This window comes from Flavobacterium sp. GL_143, from assembly GCF_057834355.1.
Genome location: NZ_CM174401.1, coordinates 2,996,079 through 3,022,859, shown reverse-complemented (window position 1 = coordinate 3,022,859; position 26,781 = coordinate 2,996,079). Strand labels below are relative to the sequence as shown.

General features: G+C 33.0%; 20 protein-coding genes. 9 read left to right on the top strand and 11 right to left on the bottom strand.

What is annotated here, in order from left to right:
* Positions 1-62: 62 nt before the first annotated feature.
* From AC3IPI_RS13095 to AC3IPI_RS13085, 3 genes are all read right to left on the bottom strand, one after another.
* On the bottom strand, positions 63-1,079 hold the full coding sequence (locus AC3IPI_RS13095; protein ID WP_489153178.1) for a T4 RnlA family RNA ligase: 1,017 nt from the start codon (positions 1,077-1,079) through the stop codon (positions 63-65).
* A gap of 582 nt (positions 1,080-1,661) precedes the next feature.
* The gene (locus AC3IPI_RS13090; protein WP_039118983.1) at positions 1,662-1,964 is read right to left on the bottom strand and encodes a MafI2 family immunity protein; all 303 of its coding nucleotides are present in this window, start codon (positions 1,962-1,964) and stop codon (positions 1,662-1,664) included.
* Between the two features lie 188 nt (positions 1,965-2,152).
* Complete coding sequence (locus AC3IPI_RS13085) at positions 2,153-2,923, bottom strand: hypothetical protein (RefSeq protein WP_489153176.1); 771 nt, start codon at positions 2,921-2,923, stop codon at positions 2,153-2,155.
* 99 nt (positions 2,924-3,022) lie between these two features.
* On the opposite strand from AC3IPI_RS13085, the gene AC3IPI_RS13080 reads away from it, so the two are divergent.
* Complete coding sequence (locus AC3IPI_RS13080) at positions 3,023-3,637, top strand: HD domain-containing protein (RefSeq protein WP_489153174.1); 615 nt, start codon at positions 3,023-3,025, stop codon at positions 3,635-3,637.
* 134 nt (positions 3,638-3,771) lie between these two features.
* On the opposite strand, the gene AC3IPI_RS13075 is transcribed toward AC3IPI_RS13080, so the two are convergent.
* On the bottom strand, positions 3,772-4,776 hold the full coding sequence (locus AC3IPI_RS13075; protein WP_039113949.1) for a PorP/SprF family type IX secretion system membrane protein: 1,005 nt from the start codon (positions 4,774-4,776) through the stop codon (positions 3,772-3,774).
* A gap of 15 nt (positions 4,777-4,791) precedes the next feature.
* Positions 4,792-9,186, bottom strand: a complete 4,395-nt coding sequence (locus AC3IPI_RS13070; RefSeq protein ID WP_489153172.1) for a PKD domain-containing protein — start codon at positions 9,184-9,186, stop codon at positions 4,792-4,794.
* Positions 9,187-9,719: 533 nt separating this feature from the next.
* Between AC3IPI_RS13070 and AC3IPI_RS13065 the strand changes: the two genes are divergently transcribed.
* The 5 genes from AC3IPI_RS13065 to AC3IPI_RS13045 all read left to right on the top strand — a co-directional run bounded on the left by AC3IPI_RS13065 (position 9,720) and on the right by AC3IPI_RS13045 (position 17,108).
* The gene (locus AC3IPI_RS13065; RefSeq protein WP_409416000.1) at positions 9,720-10,733 is read left to right on the top strand and encodes a helix-turn-helix transcriptional regulator; all 1,014 of its coding nucleotides are present in this window, start codon (positions 9,720-9,722) and stop codon (positions 10,731-10,733) included.
* A 334-nt stretch (positions 10,734-11,067) separates the two neighbouring features.
* Entirely contained in the window at positions 11,068-11,535 is a 468-nt protein-coding gene (locus tag AC3IPI_RS13060; RefSeq protein ID WP_039113946.1) for a MarR family winged helix-turn-helix transcriptional regulator, read from the top strand.
* Positions 11,519-13,909: a 3-hydroxyacyl-CoA dehydrogenase/enoyl-CoA hydratase family protein gene (locus AC3IPI_RS13055; RefSeq protein ID WP_039118978.1), complete on the top strand. Its 2,391-nt coding sequence runs from the start codon at positions 11,519-11,521 to the stop codon at positions 13,907-13,909. Before AC3IPI_RS13060 ends, AC3IPI_RS13055 begins: the two co-directional genes overlap by 17 nt.
* Positions 13,910-14,016: 107 nt before the next feature.
* A complete protein-coding gene (locus tag AC3IPI_RS13050; RefSeq protein WP_039118976.1) occupies positions 14,017-15,198 on the top strand; it encodes an acetyl-CoA C-acyltransferase in 1,182 nt (393 codons plus the stop codon).
* A gap of 119 nt (positions 15,199-15,317) precedes the next feature.
* The gene (locus tag AC3IPI_RS13045) at positions 15,318-17,108 is read left to right on the top strand and encodes an acyl-CoA dehydrogenase FadE (protein WP_409415998.1); all 1,791 of its coding nucleotides are present in this window, start codon (positions 15,318-15,320) and stop codon (positions 17,106-17,108) included.
* A gap of 267 nt (positions 17,109-17,375) precedes the next feature.
* Here the strand turns inward: AC3IPI_RS13045 and AC3IPI_RS13040 are convergent, their stop codons facing one another.
* A complete protein-coding gene (locus AC3IPI_RS13040) occupies positions 17,376-19,388 on the bottom strand; it encodes a BCCT family transporter (RefSeq protein WP_489153168.1) in 2,013 nt (670 codons plus the stop codon).
* A 282-nt stretch (positions 19,389-19,670) separates the two neighbouring features.
* Between AC3IPI_RS13040 and AC3IPI_RS13035 the strand changes: the two genes are divergently transcribed.
* Positions 19,671-20,765: a glycoside hydrolase family 18 protein gene (locus AC3IPI_RS13035; protein WP_489153166.1), complete on the top strand. Its 1,095-nt coding sequence runs from the start codon at positions 19,671-19,673 to the stop codon at positions 20,763-20,765.
* Positions 20,766-20,842: 77 nt separating this feature from the next.
* On the opposite strand, the gene AC3IPI_RS13030 is transcribed toward AC3IPI_RS13035, so the two are convergent.
* The gene (locus AC3IPI_RS13030; RefSeq protein ID WP_086894820.1) at positions 20,843-21,325 is read right to left on the bottom strand and encodes a hypothetical protein; all 483 of its coding nucleotides are present in this window, start codon (positions 21,323-21,325) and stop codon (positions 20,843-20,845) included.
* A gap of 115 nt (positions 21,326-21,440) precedes the next feature.
* A complete protein-coding gene (locus tag AC3IPI_RS13025; RefSeq protein ID WP_039113936.1) occupies positions 21,441-21,881 on the bottom strand; it encodes an META domain-containing protein in 441 nt (146 codons plus the stop codon).
* A 218-nt stretch (positions 21,882-22,099) separates the two neighbouring features.
* Here AC3IPI_RS13025 and AC3IPI_RS13020 point away from each other — a divergent pair, with 218 nt between their 5' ends.
* Both AC3IPI_RS13020 and AC3IPI_RS13015 read left to right on the top strand, forming a co-directional pair.
* On the top strand, positions 22,100-22,627 hold the full coding sequence (locus AC3IPI_RS13020; RefSeq protein WP_039118973.1) for a superoxide dismutase family protein: 528 nt from the start codon (positions 22,100-22,102) through the stop codon (positions 22,625-22,627).
* 110 nt (positions 22,628-22,737) lie between these two features.
* Positions 22,738-23,940 (top strand): LETM1-related biofilm-associated protein, encoded by a 1,203-nt coding sequence (locus tag AC3IPI_RS13015; RefSeq protein ID WP_489153163.1) that lies wholly within the window; start codon positions 22,738-22,740, stop codon positions 23,938-23,940.
* 33 nt (positions 23,941-23,973) lie between these two features.
* Here the strand turns inward: AC3IPI_RS13015 and can are convergent, their stop codons facing one another.
* From can to AC3IPI_RS13000, 3 genes are all read right to left on the bottom strand, one after another.
* Positions 23,974-24,612, bottom strand: a complete 639-nt coding sequence (can, locus tag AC3IPI_RS13010; protein WP_039113994.1) for a carbonate dehydratase — start codon at positions 24,610-24,612, stop codon at positions 23,974-23,976.
* 121 nt (positions 24,613-24,733) lie between these two features.
* Complete coding sequence (locus tag AC3IPI_RS13005; RefSeq protein ID WP_489153161.1) at positions 24,734-26,380, bottom strand: SulP family inorganic anion transporter; 1,647 nt, start codon at positions 26,378-26,380, stop codon at positions 24,734-24,736.
* Positions 26,381-26,460: 80 nt separating this feature from the next.
* On the bottom strand, positions 26,461-26,745 hold the full coding sequence (locus AC3IPI_RS13000; RefSeq protein WP_039113931.1) for a hypothetical protein: 285 nt from the start codon (positions 26,743-26,745) through the stop codon (positions 26,461-26,463).
* Between the last annotated feature and the right edge of the window lie 36 nt (positions 26,746-26,781).

The following is a 26,781-nucleotide window of genomic DNA, read 5'->3' as shown; positions in this document are numbered from 1 at the left end:
TTTTTGTTTGACAAATATAGCTTTGTCACTACGCAATTATTTTGCGCAGTTAAATTAAAATTTTAATCTTCTTGTTTATTAAATGGTTTTTCGAATGTTGGTCTGATCATTTTCCAGATAATATCCGAATAATCTATACTATCCAACATAGCAAATAATACTCCCGGATACTCACAAGTAAGGAAATATAAAGCAGTTTCTTTACGGGAATCTAAGACCTTAAAATCTGCTTTACTATGATTTTCAATTGCCTTATATTGGTTTTCTAAATCGGCTTTAGTTTCTTTCACCCAATCAAAAAATTCATCAGGAACTCGTTCTAAAACTTCTTCTATAGATTGGTTAGTTTTTAAATATTCCCAAATGTTCAAATTAGAAACTTGTGTAAGGATTCGGTGCAAACGAAGGTATTCTTCAAATTTAATTTTTAATCTAAAGTTATTCGAATATTTAATAATAAAACCTTCTTTGTTAGCGATATCCATTTCTTTTAAAGTCTGAATATCTTTGATTCCGTTATATCTTTCGACTATAGGAAATCCAATATCTTCCAGCGGAAATTCGTCTCCCGATTGTGTATCGATAATTGCCAATAAAACCAATTCTTCGGAAGCGCCATAATCTAAAACAATTCGGTTTTCAGGATAAATAATCTCAAATAAATAAGTTTTGCTTTTATCCAATAATGTCCACGAATCTTTATATTTCCCATGCAACATTTCGTTTGCTTTATCGGATTGATCGCTTGCAAATGAACCTCTGCTTGCTATAAACGGAATCTCATCTATCCAATATAAAATCCCCATCGAACCATCTGCTTTATCATACACTTCAAAAGTTGTATCAGGAATTATTTGATTTTCCATTTCTCCTAAATTAAAAAACTTAGGAAATGGTCTTGCAACAACTTCAAAATTTTCATCTAGAATCAATCCTCTACAACTTAATGTAATCTCATTCCATATTCTTTCAAATTGAGCACTTTGTGTATAATTATAAATATATAAATCATAATCAGGGTGTTTATTCACTCTGATATAATTTTTGGATATCATCTCTTTTAAAAGTACTGTATTCATTTCTTCTTTTATTTAAACAAAGATTCAAAAATTAGTGCGCAGTTATTTTGCGTAGAAAAAAAGAATCTTATTTTGAGTAATCGAAATTACTCGTAAACATTGATTTATTTTATTTTGTGACCCTGATGAGATTCGAACTCATATTCCCTTTCGGGCATTGCGGCTCTAAATACGCTTCCCTACTTTCCTTAACGATTTCGGTGCTTCTGTAAATTCTACCCATTAGTCCGCGCGGGTCTAACCGGAATATCCGCAAACTCTACAGCTAGTAATTTTTCTGTAGGCTTTTCCTTTTAAGCTACAAGGCCTTTCTTTTTGATGATACAAAGGTTTGTAGTTGGTGCGCAGTTATTTTGCGTAGTAAGAAATATAAAAGAAATACATTTTGTTGACATAATAAGATTCATAGAGGTTAGTTCTCTTTTTTATTATTTAGTTTTTACTTATCTTAATAATAACAAAAGCAACCTTTAGATAGGTTGCTTTTGTTATTTAATTATACATCTAACTAATTAAAGTGGGTACGAAGTTAGTAGGCAATTGCCAGTGCATACGATAATTTCATTAGCAAGAACACTTCGTCTAGTCTTCATTTCTTGCGTAAACTAAATAAAAATCATTATTAATTGATTTAAGTATTTCACCAATACTTTCTTTTGTTACTAAATAATTATAAGTAGTATTTTTAAAAATCAAATCACAGTCCATTTCTCCTGTTGTATCAATCAACAATTCAATTTCATCTTGAGTTGGAATTTCTTCAAATATAATATTTAGACAAAATTCTTCGTGCTTATTTTTGGTTATATAAATAATTCTCATGTTTTTGGTAATATGATAAAGTAAAGCTCTTATTATATACGGTAAGTGTTTATTAATATCCATAATTAAAATTTTGATTTTGGGTGAACAAGGGACTTTAGCTAAAATATAAGTTTTGGCTAAAGCGAATTAGATAAACTTTATTTTCCCTCCAGCTAAAGCAGGAGGCAATTCAATACATTATTTAAATCTTTATCGGCATCTTTGTCAAAGTTTTAAACTTTGACAAAGTTTTTTTGACAACTGAAGAATTAAAATTTCTCATTTACCATATCAATACATTCATCATTACAAGTCAAGAAACCATTTACAGATTTGAACTCTCCAAAATTATGAAGCACTTTTAGCCAATACTTAATATATTCCTGTAGCACTACTTTATCATTTACAGTAATTGTTTTTCTATAAATAAACACTTTTAAATCATTATAATGGTCTACTAGTTTCTTCTTGGTATATATTTCAATGTCATTTTCAATTAAAGCTATATTTTGTCCAACATAAAAAGCAATAATTTTCCAAATATCGGTATCACTTGTATTCTTCTGATTAAATTCTGAAAGTGAAACAAAATCTATTTTGCTAAGTGCATCCAATTTCAAATTAAAATTATGGATTCCTTTTATAATGGGGCGAATCTGAGTTCTGTATTCAGTTCGTGTTAACATTGTCAAAACCGTACGAACTGCTTTATAGATTGCCAGGGTTTTATTTCTTATATGCTTTCTGGTTATCAATAAAGGATAATCTTGCTGATGAAAACTATATGTTTCTAACAATGCATTATTGAGTGAATCAATCCATGATTTTGTAAAAATAGTATCCGAAATTTTTCCATCTTCAATAACTGCTAAGGTTGCATTCCAATTCAAATTATATTCTTTAGAAAGAAAAAGTACTTTGTTTTTTCTTTCTTCTTGCGTTTTAGGCATTTCTTCTTTTGTAACAACGATAATCACATCCTTGTCTGTAGAATCATCAGAACCATAAATATAATACGGATATGGAAAAGTATTTTTCATTGTTAGTTGTGTTAATTTGATGATACAAAGATTTCAACAGTAGTACGCAATTATTTTGCGTAGTTAAAAAAGAATCCTATTTTTGGGTAAACTAATGCTATGAATCTAAAAGAAAAATATACTGAACTGCTTATAAATATTGGTTTTGAAGAAAAAGAGATTCAGCGTAATTGGTTGGATTTAGAAAAGACATATTCCAATAAATCAAGACATTACCATAATCTTACTCATATTGCTGATATGGTTAAATGTTATGATACTTACTTGCAAAAACTAGAATTCCCAAATGAAGTTTTGTACGCTATCTTTTATCATGATTATATCTATAAAAGCTCTAAAAAAGATAATGAACTCAAAAGTGCCGAATACGCGTTGTCTATTTTACCTGAAAATATATCATTTGATAAACAATTGGTTTTTGATGCTATTTGTGCAACGAAGCAACATCAACACCATATAATTGAGGATATTAATTGGCTAATAGATTTTGATTTAAAAATTCTCGCACGAGATTGGGATGAATATCAAATATACTTTGAGCAAATAAGGAAGGAATATAGTATTTATCCTGATTTTCTATATAAACCTGGACGTGCAAAAGCTTTGAAACATTTTCTTGAGAATGAATTTATCTACCAGACAGAGGAATTCAAAAGTTTATATGAGGAAAAAGCGAGAATTAATATAGAGAAAGAGATTGCATTATTATTGTAATGCGTGAGGGATGGGAGCGGCATCCTTTTTTGGGCTTTTCGCCCAAAAAAGATACAGCGTACAGCCCGACCCGCCTTTTTCGGCGGGACACGCCCATATTAGGCTAAAACTGTTGATTAGATAATAACTTCTGTTTATCTTCCTGTATAATTAGGACAGCCAAAGCATTTTACGCTTAAGTTAAATTGGTACGTTAGTAAAACTTCATAAACGCCTCCTGTTCTACCCATACTTGATGTATTTAAATCGTAGGAAAGCCCTAATTTTAGGTTTTGATATTGCAATCCTGTAAAAAGGTTTATTGAGGTAAGTAACTCTCTGTTTATTCCGTTTTTTGATGGATTGGTAACTGCTGTTGCTCCAAAAAATATTTTTTCGAACTGGATTGATGTTCCTAAATCAAATCGATTGTAGTGTCCTTGTTGCATATAATTTGAGGTTATAAGCAATTTGGTTTCATACGGTAAGAATAACACATCGACATAATCTGCCAGAAGGAATTCGTAACCTGAACTTAGTGAGAAAAAGGTATCCAGAGGCACATTTCCGTTTGCTGCAAAGGAAATATTAGGTCTGTTAAGGTGTTTCATCGATAAACCAATCCAAAGGCTTTCGGTATTAAAAACCATTCCTGCCGAGAAATCGAAAAAACTGACTTTGTCATTTTTTAACATCGGATCTATCGAACTTGAATTTATAACTCCTGTTCTTATATTAATTTGATCCTCGAGCAATAAGTTTTGAAATGCAAATGACTTTAATCCGAAACCAGCTTCGATGGCTGGTCTAAAATACCAAGTATCATTCAGCTTTACTCTATAAGCATAATTGGCATTTATTTGCGTGTAGTTATACTTGGTTAGATTCTCTCTTTGGTTTAAAACACTTATACCATAACCGCTATTGATATTTTCGTTCCAAGTATTTACAAACGCATAATCGGTATCTATTTTTAAATCCAGATCTGGCCATTGTTCGCGGTGAACGATACCTGCATATGTTGTTTCCATAAATCCAGAAAAACCTGGATTTAATGTTTCTGGAATTAAAAAGTATTGTGTGAAAATTGGGTCTTGTGCTCTTGTTTCTGAAAAAAAGCAACAGGTAATAATTATTGTAATATATAGTTTTAATCTCATTGTAATCTGTTGCTTTTATTTAAGTAATGTGAATGCTCCTTTTTCGGTTACGGTATGGTTGTAAAAGGTTTTTGCAGTGATTTTAAAATAATAGTTTCCGTTTTCGGCTGGATGATTTTTAATTTGTCCGTTCCATCCACTAATATTTTTTCCTGTTTCGGAATATACAATTCCTCCCCAGGTATCATAAACATCGAGTGTGATGTTTTCAAGACCTAAAAATACGGGTGCAAACGTGTCGTTATAACCGTCATTATTTGGTGTAAAAGCATTTGGCATTACTAAACTATATCCTTTTTCGACTACTATTGTAGAGGTGTAACTATATTGGCAACCAAACGGATATGTTACAGTTTGTTTTATGGTATAGGTTCCTTCTCTGGTATAGATATGTTTAGGATTTTCTTCGTTTGAAAAATTTCCATCACCAAAATCCCAAGATATGTTTGTAAAATCTCCTGTTGCTAAGTTTGTAAATAAAATTGGATCGTAAATAGAATATAAATCATAAACATCTTTAGCATATGAACCTGTAGAATAATTGGCTATTCCTAAAACTGGTTTATTAACATTATATGGGAAATTTGCTGTACAACCAAAACTATCGGTGACACTAAATATGATTAAACCATTATTCTCGGTATTCATAATCTCATTATTAGGACCGGAAACAACTCCATCGGACCAGCTTAAAGTATAAGGTGGAATCCCTCCTTTTACGTGTCCTACATAAGTTTGATGTACATATTTAGTATTACAATCAAAATCTGTTAGGACTTCTATCGTTGGCGTAAGTTGGTCGAATCGGGTAATTTTCCATTCTTCAGATTTTTTACAACCATTAGCATCTGTAACAGTAACTGCATAAGTACCTGGTGGAATTTTAGTCAAATCTTCGGTTTTTGCCCCATTAGACCAAGTGTAGGTAAATGGAGGTAGTCCTCCGGTAACAACTAAGTTGATTTCTCCCGTGTTTGCATCAACACAATCTAATGGATTTAAAACATCGGCTCTTATTTCTAACAACAAAGGCTCTATTATAATAAAGGTTTCTTTTATTACACAGGCTTTACCATCGGTAATTGTTACGCTATATTTTCCTGGGCCTATATTATTACGTTCAATTCCTGCTGTAGAGTTATCATCCCAAACTAAAGAAACTGGCGCTTTTCCTCCTACAAGGTTTAATCGGATATGACCATCATTTGCTCCAAAACAAGAAACGTTCTTTACATCTGGGTTTATTGTAAATACTGGTGCATTATCTATAACAATAGGAAACACTTTTGGACAACCTAATGCATCTGTAATTGTAATGATATAGGTTCCTGCTGACAAGTTATTTTGTACTAAACCTGTTCCTAAATTGCTCCATTTTATGATATATGGATCTCCTGTTGTAAAGGGAACTCCTCCTGTAATACTATTAATGGTAATAGATGCATTAGCATAATTATAACATGCAATTTCAGTTTTACTATAATTTAAACGTATTTCGTCGTTCTGAAGTAATACAACTTGCAATTTATCGATACAATTAGAATTATCTGTAACGGTCAAATCATAAGTACCTGCTGCAAGATTTTTTAAATTCTGAAGATTACTTCTAAATCCGTTTGGTCCTGTCCAGCTATATCGGTAATTAAAAACTCCTGGAGATGTTTCGGTAAATCGACCTCCTGTTGTACTTACATTAATTTCACCTGTATAATATCCGTAACATAAAATATCAACTTGACTCTCCAATTTTACCTTTAATAATGGCGGTTCGATGATTTCATAACTTCCTGTAAGTATATTACAATTATTAACTTCGGTTATTGTAACTCCATAAACTCCAGGTCCTAGATTATTAGGGTTTCCTGTAGTTGCTATGTAAGGGTTTCCGTCTTTTGTCCATACATATGTATATGGCTGTGTTCCTCCTGATGTTGATAAATAAATACTTCCGTTATTAGATCCGAAACAAGTTATATCGTTTTTACTTCCTGAAAATTGAAATAATCCTGGCTCACTAACATAATACGTCTTTGTAAATGGGCAATTGCCATTATCAATAACTCTTAAAGTATACCCTCCGGGTTTTAAATTAGCAATATCTTTATCGGTACTTGTAAATCCGTTAGGACCTGTCCATGAAAAAGTATAAGGGGTTGCTGTTGCAAAAGGAATTCCTCCTGTTACATTTATTGTAATAGAAGCATCGTTTGCTCCAAAACAAGTACTGTTTTTTGTTGTTTCGATTACCTTTATTAATGGATCTACTGTTACTGTAATCGTAAAATTAGGTCCAGGACACACCTTTGATATTGGCGATACAGTGTAGGTTACTGTAGCAGGATTGGCGGTATTATTTATTAAATACTGACTAATATTTGTTCTTGGAGAAAATTCTGCACTTGCTCCTGTTACTGCTCCTGCAGGAGAAACTACTGGCGTTGACCAAACATAAGTTGTTCCTGCTGGCACATTATCTATTCCGTTAGTAACTGGCGTAACCTGAAAACTATTGCCGCTACATATTTTTAACGTTTTATCTTTTATAACTGGAGAAAGAACTAGATCTACAGAAAAAGGGGCTGTTTTTGTTGTAGTTCCACAACTATTGCTAACACTAAAAGTAGCTACATAGTTACCACTAACTGTATAATTTATTGGCCCTGGATTGAGTAATGTAGATGTGGAAGGTGTTCCTCCTGGAAAACTCCATAGATACGTAATTTCAGAACTTGGTGAGCAAGTTTCTTCTACTGTTCCAACAGGGTTAATTGTTGCTGAATTACAAAAATCTGAAATTGGTTTTAGGGTCGTAACTGGCGGCTTTTTTACTGGAATTGCTTTTATAATCTCTCGCACTATTCCGCATGAATTTCTGGTTGTTAACCTTACATAATAAGTTCCTGGCATTGTAAAATTAAAAACAGGATCCTTCGATGAAGAATAAGTCCCATTTGCAAAATTCCATTGTCCTTTTCCTAATCCTGGTACTGATTCTTTACCACAATATCCTTCGTAATAATTAGTAACATCCCAATAATAACTTTCGGTTCCGCAGCTAAAACTTGTGTCTGTGGTATTCGTTATCTGAATATTGGTTGAAGCACACGCATTACCAAAAGTAAAGTCTGGCTGCAATACAGGCTCAACACATATAGTTCTTGTTGTTTCAGTACCAACTCCACAAGGCGTTGTTGCATTTAGCTTGATTGTGTAGGTTCCTGGTGCTGAATATACATGATAAGGATTAACATCCCTAGAAGTACTTCCATCTCCAAAATCCCATGTGTAAACATTAACTGTGCTACAATTATTGGTATATCCCGCATAAGTATAATTGCTAAAACTAACAGCTGAATTAACACATGCTATGCTTTGTACGCTAAAATTTGGTTGGGGTACATCTAATATCTTTATAGGTCCAGCCTTAAGATCTGTAGTTCCACAAGATGTCATTATTGTTAAGCTAACTGTGCTTCCGTTTGTATCACAATTTGCTCTTGTATATTTATGTGGTATAGGAAAATTTCGAGAAGCCTCTGGATTTGCTGCATTATAATATGGAGAACTTTCTAATTGTCCTTGCGAATAAGTATCGCTTGTTCCATCGCCATAGTTAACATAATACTGAGTATCTGAAGGATTAAGCCCCCATGAACCAATAGCAAATGGCATTGGGTCAACAGGAATACATAAATTGATTGTATTACCCGGAGCTATAAGTGCTCCTATTGGGTTATTGGAATTTTTAACAACATAGGTAATAGAATTGCTACAACTATTATTGCCTATTGCAGTTATTACCATATTAAAAGAACCTAATTTCTGGTACTCATGTGTTTTAGGAAAAACAACGTTAGTTTCGGAGTTACCATCACCCCAATCTACGTTATAAGATGTAATACATCCTATAGAAGCAGAATTATTAGCAACACTAATACTGTATTTAGGATTTGAGTTATTGTCTCCACATCGCTCAAAAGGTTTTAGTGAACCTGGAGCATTTGCATTCCCAAATTTTAAATCTGGTTTTTGCTTTACCGAAATAACTTTTGTTACTGTATTAGAGTCCCCATTAGCATCTGTAACGGTTAAGCTTACGCTAAAGTTCTGAAATCCGCAACCAACTGCATTAAATAAGTGACTTGGATTACTATTGGTAGAAGTGCTTCCGTCTCCAAAATCCCATTTATAGGTATAAGGAGCATTACCGCTTACAACTGGATTAAATGTTACTGGAGTTCCAGAACAAGTTCCGTCATTGGTAAAATTAAAATCGACATTGGGTGGTAAAACTAGACTTTTGTAATCTTTATTGGTGGAAAAATTACTTTTATCGGTTGTACTAAAACCATAAACTGAACTTGTGATTATAAAAAAAAAATGTAGGTGTAATAAGTAAAGTTTCCCCATATGGTGTAAATCAAATTTTTAAGGTCGCAAAAGTAGGTGCGTTTTTCTTGGAATCAAAATTAACACTAGTAATAATCTCTTCTTTTTTTAATTTTTAAAATGAAAAATATTCAAAATATTAGCATTATTTCTTATAATTCTGAACATCAATAGGATTTCTTTTTTTAAAGTATAATTTCATTTTATTATAAAAACTATCTTTTTTGTACGCAAACCACTTGCGCAGCAAAATCATTAAGCTTATTTTTATCACAAAAGTTGATTTGCGTGAGGGATAGAGGCGATATCCTTTTGTGAAGTGGAACGAAACAAAAGATAAAGCCGAAAGCCCGACCCGCTTTTTCGGCGGGACACGCCCAAATAATTATTAAACAAATTAATCACGCAATATCAGGAGCGAAGTCGCAAAGTTTTTTAAGCTACAGATTAAAGGATTAAAAGGATTAAAAGGATTCAAAAAAAATCTGCAAAATCTGCAAAATCTGCGAGAAAAAAACTTAGTGCTTTCGGGTCTTTACAGCAAAACACATACTATGTCACAAAACAAAAATGCCTTAATTCGCTATAAAACAATAGATAAGTGTCTGCAGAATCAATACAGAACCTGGACTCTTGATGATTTAATCGAAGCATGTTCGGATGCTTTATTTGAATATGAAGGCCGCGAAAACCGTATAAGTAAGCGTACGATACAAATGGATATTCAGCTTATGCGAAGTGAGAAATTAGGATACAATGCTCCTATTGTCGTTTATGATAAGAAGTTTTATAAGTATGATGAGGAAGATTTCTCGATTACTGATATTCCGCTAACGGAAACGGATATGAATGTTTTGACTGAAACGGTATCGATGCTAAAACAGTTTAAGGATTTTTCTTTGTTTAGCGATGTTTCGGATATTTTGCAGCGTTTGGAAGATAAAATCTATTCGGAGAAATCGCATACTAATTCGGTTATTTATCTGGATAAAAACGAGAACTTGAAAGGTTTGCATTATCTGGACGAAATTTATCAGGCTATTGTCAAGAAGATTGTTCTGGTTATTACTTATAAATCTTTTAAATCGAGAGAGGAACAAAAATTCAATTTCCATCCTTTTATTTTAAAGGAGTTTAATAATCGTTGGTTTTTGATTGGGAAGAAAAAAGGTTCACAGCCTATTACCAATTTGGCTCTTGACAGAATCACCAATATCGATTTTGATTTTAACCTACCTTATATAGAGGAAAATTTTGATGCCGAAGAATTTTATAAAGATGTGGTTGGGGTTACTGTAAACCAAGGCATGAATGCAAGAAAAATAGAACTTTGGATCGATAAAGAAAATGCGCCTTATGTTTTGACAAAGCCTTTTCATGCTTCGCAAAAACTAGAAAAAGAAAATGAGGACGGAAGTATTATTATTACGCTAAAACTTAAAACTAATTATGAATTTGAGCGTTTGCTTTTGGGTTTTGGTGACGGATTGGAAGTTATTAGCCCCAATGGATTGCGATTGAGAATAAAAGATAAACTTAGGAAGGCTTTACTTAAATATGAGGATTGATTATTCTTGTTTTTAAATCGAAGAATTATCTTTCAATAACAATAATCTAAATTCCTAATTTACTGGCCTGATGTTGTTTTTAGAATATTGGAATAATAAAAATTTCAAAAAAAACATTATATTTCATTCAAAAAAGAACTTAACAGACTCTATTTCAGAGCAAATTTTTAATTAACAAAAAAATATTTTTAGAAATACTATGCATGCATAATATTTTTTTATTATATTTGAAATCGATATAGTTGCCAACAAGACGAATTCGATTTTAATTAATGTATAAGATATTATCTAAGTATTTCACATTAAAATTAAATAATCAAATACAATCTACCAAATGAAAGAAAAAACTATAGATTATATTTTACGAGCAACATGGCAAGCTGTATCAAGGATGTACAATGAAGAGGCTGCAAAATATGATGCGACAATGGCAACTGGTTTTGCGTTATTGAGTATCGATAAAGAGGAAGGTACTCCATCGACGGCATTGGGTCCCAGAATGGGAATGGAAGCTACTAGCTTAACCAGAACGCTTAAATCTATGGAAGACAAAGGATTGATTGTTCGCAAGAAAAATCCAACCGATGGCCGAGGGGTTTTGATTTATCTAACTGATTTTGGAAAAGAAAAAAGAGACTTATCTAAAAATACTGTCTTGAAGTTTAATGAAACAGTTAGAAATCACGTTTCTGAAGAAAAATTAAAACATTTTATTGAGGTGGCAGAAATCATAAATGAATTAATACAAGATAAAAATATATTTAATCAAACAGAAAAAATAGAAAATGAAACGCACAATTAAAAAAGTTGCCGTAATTGGATCCGGAATTATGGGTTCAGGAATAGCTTGTCATTTTGCTAACATTGGTGTGGAAGTTTTACTCCTAGACATCATTCCCCGTGAGTTAACAGAGGCCGAAACTAAAAAAGGCTTAACTCTGGAAAGCAAAGTAGTAAGAAACAGAGTTGTAAACGAACATCTTGCTAACTCATTAAAATCTAAACCCTCTCCTATTTACAGTCAGAAATTCGCAAACAGAATTACGACTGGAAATACGACTGATGATATGGCAAAAATTGCCAATGTTGATTGGATTATAGAAGTTGTTGTAGAACGTCTTGATATTAAAAAACTAGTATTTGAACAAATCGAGAAATTCCGTAAACCAGGAACTTTAGTAACATCTAACACATCTGGTATTCCGATTCATTTTATGAGCGAAGGAAGAAGCGAAGATTTCCAACAACACTTCTGCGGAACTCACTTTTTTAACCCTGCGCGTTACTTAAAATTATTTGAAATTATTCCTGGTCCAAAAACTTCTACTGAAGTATTGGATTTCTTAAACGAATACGGATCTAAATTTTTAGGAAAAACTTCGGTTGTTGCTAAAGATACTCCGGCGTTTATAGGAAACAGAATTGGTATTTACGGTATCCAAAGTTTATTCCACTTAGTTAAAGAAATGGGATTAACTATTGAAGAAGTTGATAAATTGACTGGTCCGGTAATTGGTCGTCCAAAATCGGCTACTTTCCGTACTGTTGATGTAGTTGGTTTGGATACTTTGGTGCACGTTGCCAACGGTATTTATGAAAACTGCCCAACAGATGAGCAACACGAATTGTTTAAACTTCCTGATTTCATCACAAAAATGATGGAGAATAATTGGTTAGGAAGCAAAACAGGACAAGGTTTCTACAAAAAAGAAGGTAGAGATATCCTTACTCTTGACTTAGATACATTAGAATATCGTGCTGCTAAAAAAGCAAATTTTGCTACGCTTGAACTAACTAAAACTATCGATAAACCAATCAACCGTTTTAAAGTTCTTGTAAAAGGAAAAGATAAAGCTGGAGAATTTTACCGTAAGAGTTTCGCTGGAATGTTTGCTTATGTATCAAACAGAATTCCTGAAATATCAGACGAATTATATAAAATTGACGATGCTATGAAAGCTGGTTTCGGATGGGAAAATGGTCCTTTCGAAATTTGGGATGCTATTGGTGTCGAAAACGGAATCGAAATCATGAAAGCAGAAGGGTTAGCTCCTGCTGCATGGGTAAACGATATGTTGGCATCTGGAAGCAAAAGTTTCTACTCTGTAAAAGAAGGTGCTACTTATTTTTACAACATTCCAACAAAATCACAAACTAAAGTTCCTGGTCAAGATTCATTTATTATCCTGAACAACATTCGCGAAAGCAAAAAAGTTTGGAGCAATAGTGGAGCAATTATCCAAGACCTTGGAGATGGAATTTTAAACTTAGAATTCCAATCTAAAATGAATACTATTGGTGGCGATGTACTTCAGGCTATCAATAAAGCAATCGACTTATCTGAAAAAGAATATCAAGGTTTAGTTATTGGTAACCAAGCAGCAAATTTCTCTGTTGGAGCTAATATCGGAATGATTTTCATGATGGCTGTTGAGCAAGAATATGATGAGTTAAACATGGCTATCAAAATGTTCCAGGACACTATGATGCGTGTTCGTTACTCAGGAATTCCTGTTGTTGTAGCTCCTCACGGAATGACTTTTGGTGGTGGATGCGAAATGAGCTTACATGCTGATAAAGTTGTAGCTGCTGCTGAAACGTATATGGGATTGGTTGAATTTGGTGTTGGTGTACTTCCTGGTGGTGGTGGATCTAAAGAAATGGCTTTAAGAGCATCTGATTTATTCCGCAAAAACGATGTGGAATTAAACGTTCTTCAAGAGTATTTCTTAACTATTGCTATGGCAAAAGTGTCTACTTCTGGTTACGAAGCTTTTGACACTGGGCTTTTACAACATGGTAAAGATATTATTGTGGTAAACAAAGACCGTCAGATTGCCGAAGCTAAAAAACACGCATTGTTAATGGCTGAAGCTGGTTATACACAACCTATCAGAAGAACTGATGTTAAGGTTCTTGGTAAACAAGCATTAGGAATGTTCTTAGTAGGAACAGATCAAATGGAAGCTGGTAAATACATCTCTGAGCATGATAAGAAAATTGCCAACAAACTTGCTTACGTTATGGCTGGTGGTGATTTATCTGAAGCTACTTTAGTATCTGAACAATATTTATTGGATATCGAACGTGAAGCTTTCTTATCTCTTTGTACTGAGAGAAAAACATTAGAAAGAATTCAATATATGTTAACTAAAGGAAAACCTTTGAGAAATTAAAAGCCCCCTAACCCCCAAAGGGGGAACTGGTCGGTTTTATGAAATATTAATTTAAAATCCTATTTACCCCTAATAGGAATTCCCCCTTCGGGGGCTAGGGGGCTAATATGAAAACAGCATATATAGTAAAAGCATACCGTACTGCGGTAGGAAAAGCACCAAAAGGAGTTTTTAGATTTAAAAGACCTGATGAATTAGCAGCAGAAACCATTCAGTATATGATGGCTGAACTACCTGATTTTGACAAAAAACGTATTGATGATGTTATGGTAGGAAATGCCATGCCAGAAGCTGAACAAGGTCTTAACGTTGGTCGTTTAATTTCTCTTATGGGATTAAAAGTAGAAGATGTTCCTGGTGTAACTGTAAACCGTTACTGTGCATCTGGACTTGAAACTATCGGAATGGCAACTGCAAAAATCCAATCGGGAATGGCAGATTGTATCATCGCTGGTGGTGCCGAAAGTATGAGTTTTATTCCGATGGGAGGTTACAAACCAACTCCGGATTATAAACTTGCTGCCGAAGGTCATGAAGATTATTACTGGGGAATGGGTTTAACTGCTGAAGCGGTTGCTAACCAATACAAAATCTCTAGAGAAGATCAAGATGAGTTTGCTTATAACTCTCACATTAAAGCATTGAAAGCGCAAGCTGAAGGTAAATTTGATAAACAAATCGTTCCGATTACTGTTGAGCAAACTTTTATCAATGAAAATGGTAAAAAAGAAACTAAATCATACGTTGTAAATAAAGATGAAGGTCCACGTGCTGGAACGTCTAAAGAAGCTTTAGCTGGTTTAAGACCTGTTTTTGCTGCTGACGGAAGTGTAACTGCAGGTAACTCTTCTCAAATGAGTGATGGTGCTGCTTTTGTTTTAATCATGAGCGAGGATATGGTTAAAGAATTAAATCTTGAACCTATCGCTAGATTAGTAAACTTTGCTTCATCTGGTGTTGAACCAAGAATCATGGGTATCGGACCTGTAAAAGCAATTCCGAAAGCCTTAAAACAAGCAGGATTACAATTAAAAGATATTGATTTAGTAGAGTTAAACGAGGCTTTTGCTTCTCAATCATTAGCAGTTGTTCGCGAATTAGGTTTAAACCCTGATATCGTAAACGTAAATGGTGGTGCAATTGCTTTAGGTCACCCTCTGGGATGTACTGGTGCAAAACTTTCTGTTCAATTATTCGACGAGATGAAACGCAGAGGTAGTAAATACGGAATCGTTTCTATGTGTGTAGGAACTGGACAAGGTAGCGCTGGGATTTACGAGGTATTGTAAGCCCCCTACCCCCCCAAGGGGGAATTAATAAATACATAAAAAAGATAAAAAAATAGTTTAACAATTTACACCCTACTCACCCCTAGTAGGATTCCCCCTTCGGGGGTTAGGGGGCTGATATGAGCGACAAAACAAGAGGAGGTCAATTCCTAGTAAAAGAAACAAAGTGCGAAGACATCTTTACACCAGAAGATTTTTCGGAAGAGCAATTAATGATGCGTGACTCTGTAAAAGAGTTTGTAGACAAAGAAATTTGGCCTAACAAAAATCGTTTCGAGAAAAAAGATTACGCATTTACAGAAGAAAGTATGCGTAAAGCTGGAGAACTTGGACTTTTAGGAGTTGCAGTTCCAGAAGAATACGGTGGATTAGGAATGGGATTCGTATCGACTATGTTAGTTTGTGATTACATCTCGGGAGCTACAGGTTCATTCTCGACTGCTTTTGGTGCTCATACAGGTATCGGAACTATGCCAATTACTTTATATGGTACTGAAGAACAAAAGAAAAAATACGTTCCTAAATTAGCGTCAGGCGAATGGTTTGGAGCTTATTGCTTAACTGAGCCAGGAGCTGGATCTGATGCAAACTCAGGAAAAACAAAAGCAGTTTTATCTGAAGACGGAACACATTACAAAATTACAGGACAAAAAATGTGGATTTCGAATGCAGGTTTCTGTAGCGTTTTCATCGTTTTTGCTCGTATTGGTGATGATAAAAATATTACAGGTTTCATCGTAGAAAATGATCCGTCTAATGGAATTTCTATGAATGAAGAAGAGCATAAATTAGGAATCCGTGCTTCTTCTACACGTCAGGTTTTCTTTAATGATACTAAAGTTCCTGTTGAAAACATGCTATCTGAAAGAGGAAATGGTTTCAAGATTGCAATGAACGCATTAAACGTTGGTCGTATCAAATTGGCTGCTGCTTGTCTTGATGCTCAAAGAAGAGTAACTACTGGAGCTGTAAAATATGCTAACGAAAGAATCCAATTTAACACTGCGATTTCAAGTTTTGGAGCTATTCGTTATAAATTAGCTGAAATGGCAACTAGCGCTTACGCTGGTGAAAGTGCTTCTTACCGTGCAGCAAAAGATATTGAAGATAGAATTATTGCTCGTGAAGCTGAAGGTTCTACACATCAAGAAGCTGAATTAAAAGGTGTTGAAGAATACGCAATTGAGTGTTCTATCCTTAAAGTTGCCGTTTCTGAAGATGTTCAGAATTGTGCTGACGAAGGAATTCAGATTTTTGGTGGTATGGGATTCTCTGAAGATACTCCAATGGAAAGTGCTTGGAGAGATGCTCGTATTGCTCGTATTTACGAAGGAACAAACGAAATCAACAGAATGCTTTCTGTAGGTATGTTGATCAAAAAAGCGATGAAAGGTCATGTTGATTTATTAGGACCTGCAATGAAGGTATCTGAAGAATTAATGGGTATTCCATCTTTTGACACTCCTGATTTCTCTGAATTATTTGCTGAAGAAAAAGGAATCGTTGCAAACCTGAAAAAAGTTTTCTTAATGGTTGCTGGAAGTGCTGTACAAAAATATGGCCCAGACTTAGATGCTCACCAACAATTATTAATGGCTGCATCTGATATTTTAATCGAAATCTATATGGCAGAAAGTACTATTCTTAGAACTGAGAAATTAGCCAAAAAAGAAGGAGAAGCTAAAGTACAAGAGCAAATTGCTATGGCAAAATTATACTTGTATAAAGCTGTAGATATTGTAACTCAAAAAGGAAAAGAAGGTATTATCTCTTTCGCAGAAGGAGATGAACAACGTATGATGTTAATGGGATTACGTCGTTTTACAAAATACACTAATATGCCAAATGTAGTGGCACTTAGAGAAACGATTACTTCAAAATTAGTTGCAGAAAACGAATACTGCTTCTAAAATCAAAATAGTTTTTAGTCAATTTTAATTTGTTTAAACCGCACCTGTCCCGAAAACAGTGCGGTTTTTTTTATTATCACAAACAGTAGAAATGCACAATAATGTCTGCGCAAAAAAAGAGACGCACTGCTGTACGCCTCTACATTATCAACCTAATAACTCCTTAATTATTTTTTTTGCCACAGATTACAGGATTAAAATGATTAAAAAAATCAGTACAGATTTTTCACAACTAACGATTAACCATTCACAATTTACAATCAATAATTAACTATTAGGCTTCATAATCAAATCATGATCTCCTTCTGAACTAAGATTTAAAAAGCGCTCATATTCCCTCAAAACATCGGAGATGATTCCATCTTTACTCAAATATTGAATATCATATCCTTTACGATGATCTCCAAAATAAGTAATTGGTTGAAAAATAATTTCTAAATCCATATCGGGAGTATTTTTTTCTTTTAGTAATGTTTCAGAAACAGTTTGTCCCTGAGCCATAACACCATATTTAAAGTTTCGCAATTCATCATATTCTATTTCTAACTCGATGGCTTGTTGGGGCGAAGAAAAATAATTTATATGTGCTTCAATATTGTTTTTAGCCAATTCAATTACTAATTCTTCAAAAGCTTTTTTTACAGTTTCATTCAAAAATTCATGAATATCTTTCTTTTTAGAGACCGTCACAATCTTTTCTAAATGTTCCTTCCAGTTAGTGTTATTCCAATTTAAACTTCCATGCGAATATTTTTTCGCACTATATTCACTATCTACAACCAATGCTTTCCACAAATTATAACATAACAGCAACATAATAATTCCGAAAGGTAAAGCGGTAATTAATGTCATTGTCTGAAGAGAAGCCAAACCACCAGAATGTAACAAACTCAAAGACAGTAGTGACAATAAAACACCCCAAAAGATACTTTGCCATTTTGGTGAACTTACAGCTCCTTTTGATGCTATACCATTCATTATAAAAATCCCCGAATCTGCTGATGTGATAAAAAACACACAAATAATCAGAATCGATAAAATATTCAAAAAGGTAGTAAACGGGAAATAAGTAAAGAAACTAAACAACAGTGTGTCTGGATTTTTAGCAAATACACTTAAAGCCCCATGTGCTATATGCTCATCTATCCATACGGCACTGCTTCCGAAAACAGTCATCCACAGAAAATTAAAAAAGGCAGGAATAAATAATACCGCTAAGATAAACTCGCGTATAGTTCTTCCTTTAGAAATTTTGGCAATAAATAATCCAACATAAGGTGCCCAAGAAATCCACCATGCCCAATACAAAATTGTCCACTTAGAAAACCATTCCTGACTTCCTTTTTCGTAAGCATAAGTATTAAAAGTTAGCGATATAAAATGACTGATATAATGTCCTAAACCTTCAGTAAACGTACTTAGAATATAAATAGTTGGTCCGAAAACAAGTATAAACAACATTAATAAAACAGCCATAAGAATATTTAACTCACTAAGTTTTTTAACGCCTTTTCCTAAACCTGAAATAGCCGAAGAAACAGCAATTATCATCACAACCAAAACAATAATAATCTGATAATTAAAACTAGATTCTGGAATTATATGAAGACTTACTAATCCAGCACTTAGCTGCACTACACCGAAACCTAGAGTTGTCGCAATCCCGAAAAAAGTACTGCACAGACCAAAAACATCTACAATATTTCCAAACTTTCCGTGAATTCTACTTTTTAAAATCGGATAAAATCCACTTCGGATTGCAAGAGGTAAATTGTGTCTATAAGCAAAATACGCTAGTGAGAGTCCTACAACACCATATATAGACCATGCGTGAAAACCCCAATGGAAAAAAGTATATAATTGTGCTTCTTTCGCTCGTAAATTTTCCGCCAAATTAGCATTGGCTGGCGTTGCGTAATGTGCCATAGTTTCACCTACTCCAAAATACATCAACCCAATTCCCATTCCGGCGGCAAAAAGCATTGCTATCCAGGAAAAGAAAGAATATTCAGGTTCTGAATCATCTGCTCCTAATTTGATTTTACCAAATTTGCTAATGGCTAGTGTGACTAAAAACAAAACAAAAATCGTCACCAACAATACATAAAGCCAACTTAAGTTTTTAAATATTATGTCTTTTGCAAAATTAAGTGCCTGCTCAGCATCTTTTGAAAAGAAAATGCAAAACAATGAAATTGCAATAATTATGGTTAAACTTGGTAATGCAACTGATTTTGTAAAATTGGTTTTAAAGACACTTGAGCTTGTAAATTTATTCATGGTAATTTTTTTTTTCACTGTTATTATCTAAAGTAAATCCAAATTTTAAATTCGGATTGAGGAAGTTTTTATAAGTATAACTTTGATAATTTGTATACAGAAGAATTGTAAATTTAAGGAAAAAGAAATAATTTCTCCCTTAAAACACTATAAAACTTCCTTTGCAAAGCAAAAACTGTAACAAATAAGCCTAATACTGTGTATCTATTTGATTAATATTTAGTTTGAAATGTTCTATATTTAGCATTCAAAAACCTATTAAAAACTAAAAATTCTTAAAAAATGAAAAGATTAAAACCGATTATTTTCTTTTTCTTGTGCTGTTTTACCACAAACTCTTTTGCACAATCAGGAAAAAAAATTGACGTTATTGCTTATTATACAGGTGATGACAAACTTATTGATCAATATGATGTAAGCAAACTTACTCACATAATCTTTAGTTTCTGTCACCTAAAAGACGGAAAACTAAGCGTAGATACTCCAAAAGATTCTCTTTCAATAAAACACTTAGTTGGATTAAAAAAAACTCATCCTAAGCTTAAAGTCATGCTTTCATTGGGAGGTTGGGCAGGATGCGAGCCTTGTTCTGAAGTTTTCTCGACTGCACAAGGAAGAAATGTTTTTGCTAAATCGGTAAAAGAAGTAAATGATTATTTTAAAACTGATGGTTTAGATTTAGATTGGGAATACCCAGCAATTGAAGGTCTTCCTGGACATTTATATCAAGCTGCAGACAAACCAAACTTTACTGAACTTGTAAAAGCATTGCGTACAAGTTTAGGTAAAAAACATGAACTTAGTTTTGCTGCCGGAGGTTTTCAAAAATTCTTAGATGAATCTATAGAGTGGAAAATTGTTATGCCATTAGTAGATCGCGTAAACATAATGAGTTATGATTTAGTAAACGGATATGCAACTATAACTGGTCATCATGCTCCTTTATATGGTGGAACTCCAGACGCTCAATCTACAGACAAAGCCGTGTCTTATTTATTAAAACTAGGAATTCCAGCTAATAAATTAGTAATTGGTGGTGCTTTTTATACTAGAATATGGAAAGATGTTACTAATGTAAATAATGGTTTATACCAACCAGGAGTACATATCGAAGGCGTACCTTTTAAAAACTATGCAACTACTTTTACAGAAGCTAATGGATGGAAATATTTCTGGGACAATAAAGCAAAAGCAGGTTATTGGTATAATGAAAAAGAACAAAAATTTGCAACTGGAGATGATATTCCTTCAATAAAAGAAAAAACAGAATATGCTGTATCTAAGAAATTAGGTGGAATCATGTTCTGGGAATTACCTTTAGACACTTTCAAAGACGGAATGGTTGATGCCATTTATGAAGTAAAAACTAAAAAGTAAGAATTACAATAAAACAAAAATGCGTTAACAGTTTCTTCAATTGTTAACGCATTTTTTTTGGACTAAAATTCCCCTTTTTAGTTCACTTTAGATTTTTCAATTTCTCCAATGAAAGGAATAGAATCCAAAATTTGGCTACGAATCGCAGTTTGTAAATAAACCTCTAATTGTATAAATTTAGCTGCATTAATAGCTCCTATTGCCTTTTTGGCCTTAGTATATGTTTTATCATATAATTTTTCATACCCAAGATTACTTTTTAATGTTCCTTTTGCTAATTCATCCGCTTTTGCATCAGTAAGAGTAGCATAATTTGTAGCATAATCATCAACTACCTTAATTATATTTTGCCCCAAAGCTTTACGTTCTACTTCATAATCATCATATATTTTTTGAAAGGCTGCAGTTTGTTCATCTGACAAATTCATATATTGCTTTACAAGATCTGATTTTGATTTTCCGTAAATACTCTGAATAACATCTACATCTTCTTTTGCCAAAGACTGAGCAAAAGAATTTGCTGAAACTACCAATAACAATGCGATAAGGAACTTTTTCATAATTTAAGATTTAAAATTTATAATAATTATTTGATTTATTGCGAATTAGCTTTATTACATCACAAGGTTTTAGGTTCAAAAAAATATTGAATGCAAAAATAAAAGCATGATTAATTTATTTTTTTACGAAACGCATCATTGCAATATCACCTGAGATAAAATTCAACGTTTTACCATCATCGGTAACATCGTAAGAAGTTATTTTTTGCAAAGTGGTCATAAAAACCTGCTCTCCTTGATTATCCTGACACATCATTTTGGTAGTAGCTAATCCATCTCTAAAATTAATGCTATAACCATCTACATTTAATTTTCCTGTAAAAGAGTTGCAGCTATTATTTCCAGATACTCTATTTTCTTTTGTATCAAAAGTTATCGTTGGTTTTTTATTAGGATATAAACCATCAAAGGCAATTCTAGGTCCTGTTACGTAATTTAACTCCCAAGTACCATTAAGTTTTGATGTAGAATCTGTTGTTGTAGTTTTATTTTGAGCAGAATTACATGAAAATAAAACAATCCCAAATGCAGCGAACATTGCTATTTTTTTTATCATAATTTAAAGTTTTAAGTTTTATAAACAATTATCAATGAATAAGTTTAGCATTATTTACTATTAAATACACATACACGAATTTAAGCAATATTTCATCTCCTTTTGTAAATTTAAACTTATTTTTCATTTAATACAGAAACGTATTTTAACTTTCAGATCATTTTCATTCAATAATTTTAAACTAACTTTACTTTAGATTTAAACAAAAACACATAATTATGAAAAAAATAATTCTATCTCTTGTAGTAATTGCTGCAGTTATTATTGGATGTAAAACCAAAAATAATACTGATGATTCTAAGAAATTAACCATCGCACTAGAACCTAAAAGTAACAGTTCGGTATCTGGTACAGCAACTTTCGTAGAGAAAAAAGGAGAAGTAACTTTCGTAGCAAAAATCAGTGGTTTAAAACCAGGAGTTCATGCAATACACATTCATGAAAAATCAGATTGTTCGGCTGCCGATGGAACTTCTGCTGGAGGACACTGGAACCCAACATTTAAAAAACATGGAAAATGGGGTGTTGGAGAATATCACAAAGGAGATATCGGAAACTTTACTGCAGATGATAAAGGAAACGGTACTATTACACTAACAACAAACGAATGGTGTATTGGTTGTGGAGACGCAAGTAAAGATATTTTAGGAAAAGGATTAATCGTACACCAAGATCCAGACGATTTTACAACTCAACCTACAGGAAATGCAGGGGCGAGAGTAGCTTGCTCAGCAATTATAAAATAATTATATAGATTTTAAAAAACCATTTTATTCACAAAGTAAAATGGTTTTTTTATTTTAATCAATCATCAAATCATAAAAAAAAGATAGCTTTGTAGCTTCAAATTAAAGTAATGATTAACCCTTCGGCAACAGGTTGGATAGATAAATTTTTTAGTGAACAAAAGTTCCCAGAACAAGTAGTAACTGAAACTAGCAATTCCTTTTATCAAAAAGTCAGAGCGACAGGATTTATTTATGGACACATAATAACAATAGAAACTCCTGTTCCTATTAAAATAAAAGGCTGGTTTAAAACCGAAATTTCCAAAGTAGCTTTATTGAATACTTTATACGGGATTTATTCTCTTACCAAAAACGACAATAATTCGGAACGTTTTATTAAAGAAGCATTAGCTTTTTATAATCAGATGAATCCTGAAGGTTTTAACCTCTTCAAGATATTACTCCCAAAAAGTAGTGATTCTCTAACATTAGAGGATATAATCGATGAACGAGTTCAGACTAATGATAGTATTATTAGCAAAAACTTCACTCATTTAGTTACAAATGCGCTCCTATTTATAGATGTTTTGGCATTTCGCCAATATTTAATTCATGGATCAATTCCAGAAAAATATCTCAAGAAAATAGAAGAAACTGTAATGAGTATTGTAGCATTGGCTTTAAAAACCAAAACTAATAAATCTCAATACGATGATTTATTGATTAAACTTTTTGAGGCATCAATACGCTACAGCAAATTTTCGAAGGTTACGGTTGGAACTTTAGAGACATTACAATTGCATCATTTTTCCAACGAATTAGAAAGATATTATTTAATAGATATGGCCGGAATGGCTCTGTGGAGCGATGGCGTTGTAGAAAACGAAGAAGCTTATTTTTTACATACATTAGCCCATATTTTAAATGTATCTGATGATTTTGTTTCCGAAAGTATCAAAAGCACCGATGCTTTTATCAACGAACATAAAAAAGAAATTCCATATTTTAATTACTCCAATCCTGTCAAGCATTTTTATGATCAAATGACTATGGGGGTTATTACACTTATAAAGCGTAATAAAAACAGATTAATTAAGGAAATTATCCAAAGCAAGGAATTAATGCTTCTTCTGGCCTATTCTACCCGTAGAGATTTAGATGCTAGCGAAAAGAAGAAAGTAAAGAAACAATTATTGGATATTTGTAAAACGATTCCATCATTAACAATATTCTTACTCCCGGGCGGAAGTTTGTTATTACCAATATTAATTAAGTTCATCCCTACTCTATTGCCATCGGCATTTAATGAGAACTTAGATGAAAACGAATAAAAAAAATCGCCCTTTTGAGGCGATTTTTTTATTTTATAGATTACTCAGTTGATAAACTTCATCAAGCTCATCATTTGAACTAATATTAACATTTAGATCTGTTACAAACCCTGAGTTTAAACCGTAAACCCAACCGTGTAACATTAAGTCTTGTCCATTTTTCCAAGCTCCTTGTACAATCGAAGTTTTTGCTAAATTATAAACTTGCTCTTTAGCATTTACCTCAACAAAAGCATTAAAACGCTCGGTTTCATTTTCAATTGAGTTTAAGTATTTGTCATGTAAACGGTACTCATCTTTAATATGACGAATCCAGTTATCAATAATTCCCACAGATTGGTTACCCATCGCAGCTTTTACACCACCACAACCATAATGTCCACAAACAATTACGTGCTTAACTTTTAAAACATTTACTGCATAATCTAAAACACTTAACATGTTCATATCTGAGTGAACAACCATGTTGGCAATGTTTCTGTGTACAAAAACTTCTCCTGGTTTTGCACCAATAATTTCGTTTGCTGGAACACGACTATCAGAACAACCTATCCACAATAATGGTGGAGTTTGTCCTTTCGCTAAATCTGCGAAAAAATTAGGATCTTTAGCTAACGAATCTTCAACCCACTTTTTATTATTATCTAATATTTGTTTATAAAACTCTTTCATTTTTTTTAATTTTTGTTGCTGAGTAATTAAGCGTTTAGAGGACTCCAAAAAGGCTCTCGTAAAGTTACTTATTTTTAATCCTCAATAAACACTTCACTACAGCTTTATTTAACCAACTTATTTAAAACTTTTCTTTTTCTGTTCTTTTAACCATAGCTCTTTTTGCAACATCATAATAATGTTCTATAGATACATGGTTCGGTAAATCTGGAGTATTTTCTAGCTCGTAAGCTTTCTTAAATCCTTTAAGTTTTACCTTAATGTTTTGATCAACTGCTCTGGTTTCTTTAAACTCTTTTATCAGATCTAGAATATCATGAGCAATATACACCGTGTCATGCGCATTGATAATTACTTTTGAATTTTCTGGAACAGAGTTTAAAGTAAGTTTGATAGCCGCTTTATTCAAGAAAGAAACTTCCTGAGCAAGATCGATATGGATTACATCTCCATCTTCATATTCTTCTTTTTTGAAACTGTAAGCTCTTTTTAAGTTTCCTCTTAAAACGAAAATTACACTAATTACAATTCCAATTGCAACACCTTTAAGTAAATCTGTCGCTACAACAAAGACTAAAGTTGCAACAAATGGTACGAATTGATATTTTCCTTTTTCCCAGAAATGAATAAAAGTTGCAGGCTTAGCTAGTTTATAACCTACTAATATTAATATAGTAGCCAAAGTAGCCAATGGAATTTTATTTAATACTACCGGAATTGCCAATACACTTATCAATAATAAAACACCATGGATAATTGCAGACATTTTTGATTTAGCTCCAGCATTATTATTTGCCGAAGATCTTACAACAACAGATGTCATTGGTAAACCTCCTAAAAGAGAACTTACAATGTTTCCAATTCCTTGTGCTTTAAGTTCAACATTGGTATTTGTATATCTTTTTTGTGCATCCATTCTGTCTGCAGCTTCGATACACAATAATGTCTCGATAGAAGCTACAATTGCAATTGTTAAACCTACAACCCAAACCTGAGGATTTGTTATTCCTGCAAAATTAGGAGTTACAATAATTGCTTTAAATTCATCAAATGAAGTTGGGATTGGCAATGACACTAAGTGTTCGCTACCAATAGCCAATGAACTTCCTGTAGAAACAAAAATTTCATTTATAATTATTCCCGAAATTACAGCTATAAGCGCACCAGGAATTAATTTAAGTTTTTTCAAGAAAGGAACTTTATCCCAAGCAATTAATATAACAAAAGAGATTAGTGTAATAATAACTGCACCCATATGAATATGGTTGAAGATTTCAAACAAAGATGAAATTGAGTTATTTCCATCACTTTGAACAAACGCCTGATCTCCTTCAAAATCAGCATCATATCCAAATGCATGCGGCAATTGTTTCAGAATAATAATAATTCCGATACCTGCTAGCATACCTTCAATAACATTGGTAGGAAAGTAATTAGATATACTTCCTGCTTTTAAGAAACCTAACCCCAACTGGATTAATCCAGCAATAAAAACTGCGGTTAAGAAGACATCAAAAGCTCCCAAATCGGTAATTGCTGTAAGGATAATTGCTGTTAAACCAGCAGCTGGTCCGGATACACTAATGTGTGACTGACTCAAATATCCTACAACTATTCCTCCAATAATTCCAGAAATAATTCCAGAAAACAATGGTGCTCCTGAAGCCATTGCAATACCTAAACACAACGGGAGAGCCACCAAAAAAACTACTAAACCTGAAGCAAAATCTGACTTAAGGTTAGCAAAAAGATTTACTTTTCTTTTCATAATACAATAGTAAAAAGTTCATAAAAGGCCTACTGTATTACTTAAAACACAGCAAACGTTTAAAAAATTAACCGGATGTACTATACGAAGTTAGGTGGAGGGGCAAAAATGCTTGCAGAAATCTTATCATGTTTAGATAATTTTTCTGACAATATAGGATTTGACTTATCAAACATTGGTAAAACAAACTCACCTTGAAATACAGGATGATATACATAAACCTTAATTTCTTTATGTGAATGCTCTTCTTCTGATAAGCTATAAAATGCAGACACATCGCTCTTTTTCTCGATCATCGTCACGATAGGTGGCGTCGATAAGAAAGCGATAAATACAATTAATAATATGTATGCAATTTTTTTCATTAGTGCAAAAATAGAGCTAAACTGATAAAATCAAAA

Coding starts and splice junctions, on each gene's coding strand:
- AC3IPI_RS13000 (WP_039113931.1), bottom strand. CDS start 26,745: ATGAAAAAAATTGCATACATATTATTAATTGTATTTATCGCTTTCTTA.
- AC3IPI_RS13020 (WP_039118973.1), top strand. CDS start 22,100: ATGAAAAAAATAATTCTATCTCTTGTAGTAATTGCTGCAGTTATTATT.
- AC3IPI_RS13015 (WP_489153163.1), top strand. CDS start 22,738: ATGATTAACCCTTCGGCAACAGGTTGGATAGATAAATTTTTTAGTGAA.
- AC3IPI_RS13070 (WP_489153172.1), bottom strand. CDS start 9,186: ATGGGGAAACTTTACTTATTACACCTACATTTTTTTTTTATAATCACA.
- AC3IPI_RS13005 (WP_489153161.1), bottom strand. CDS start 26,380: ATGAAAAGAAAAGTAAATCTTTTTGCTAACCTTAAGTCAGATTTTGCT.
- AC3IPI_RS13090 (WP_039118983.1), bottom strand. CDS start 1,964: ATGGATATTAATAAACACTTACCGTATATAATAAGAGCTTTACTTTAT.
- AC3IPI_RS13055 (WP_039118978.1), top strand. CDS start 11,519: ATGAAACGCACAATTAAAAAAGTTGCCGTAATTGGATCCGGAATTATG.
- AC3IPI_RS13030 (WP_086894820.1), bottom strand. CDS start 21,325: ATGAAAAAGTTCCTTATCGCATTGTTATTGGTAGTTTCAGCAAATTCT.
- AC3IPI_RS13035 (WP_489153166.1), top strand. CDS start 19,671: ATGAAAAGATTAAAACCGATTATTTTCTTTTTCTTGTGCTGTTTTACC.
- AC3IPI_RS13080 (WP_489153174.1), top strand. CDS start 3,023: ATGAATCTAAAAGAAAAATATACTGAACTGCTTATAAATATTGGTTTT.
- AC3IPI_RS13045 (WP_409415998.1), top strand. CDS start 15,318: ATGAGCGACAAAACAAGAGGAGGTCAATTCCTAGTAAAAGAAACAAAG.
- can (WP_039113994.1), bottom strand. CDS start 24,612: ATGAAAGAGTTTTATAAACAAATATTAGATAATAATAAAAAGTGGGTT.
- AC3IPI_RS13065 (WP_409416000.1), top strand. CDS start 9,720: ATGTCACAAAACAAAAATGCCTTAATTCGCTATAAAACAATAGATAAG.
- AC3IPI_RS13050 (WP_039118976.1), top strand. CDS start 14,017: ATGAAAACAGCATATATAGTAAAAGCATACCGTACTGCGGTAGGAAAA.
- AC3IPI_RS13060 (WP_039113946.1), top strand. CDS start 11,068: ATGAAAGAAAAAACTATAGATTATATTTTACGAGCAACATGGCAAGCT.
- AC3IPI_RS13085 (WP_489153176.1), bottom strand. CDS start 2,923: ATGAAAAATACTTTTCCATATCCGTATTATATTTATGGTTCTGATGAT.
- AC3IPI_RS13025 (WP_039113936.1), bottom strand. CDS start 21,881: ATGATAAAAAAAATAGCAATGTTCGCTGCATTTGGGATTGTTTTATTT.
- AC3IPI_RS13095 (WP_489153178.1), bottom strand. CDS start 1,079: ATGAATACAGTACTTTTAAAAGAGATGATATCCAAAAATTATATCAGA.
- AC3IPI_RS13075 (WP_039113949.1), bottom strand. CDS start 4,776: ATGAGATTAAAACTATATATTACAATAATTATTACCTGTTGCTTTTTT.
- AC3IPI_RS13040 (WP_489153168.1), bottom strand. CDS start 19,388: ATGAATAAATTTACAAGCTCAAGTGTCTTTAAAACCAATTTTACAAAA.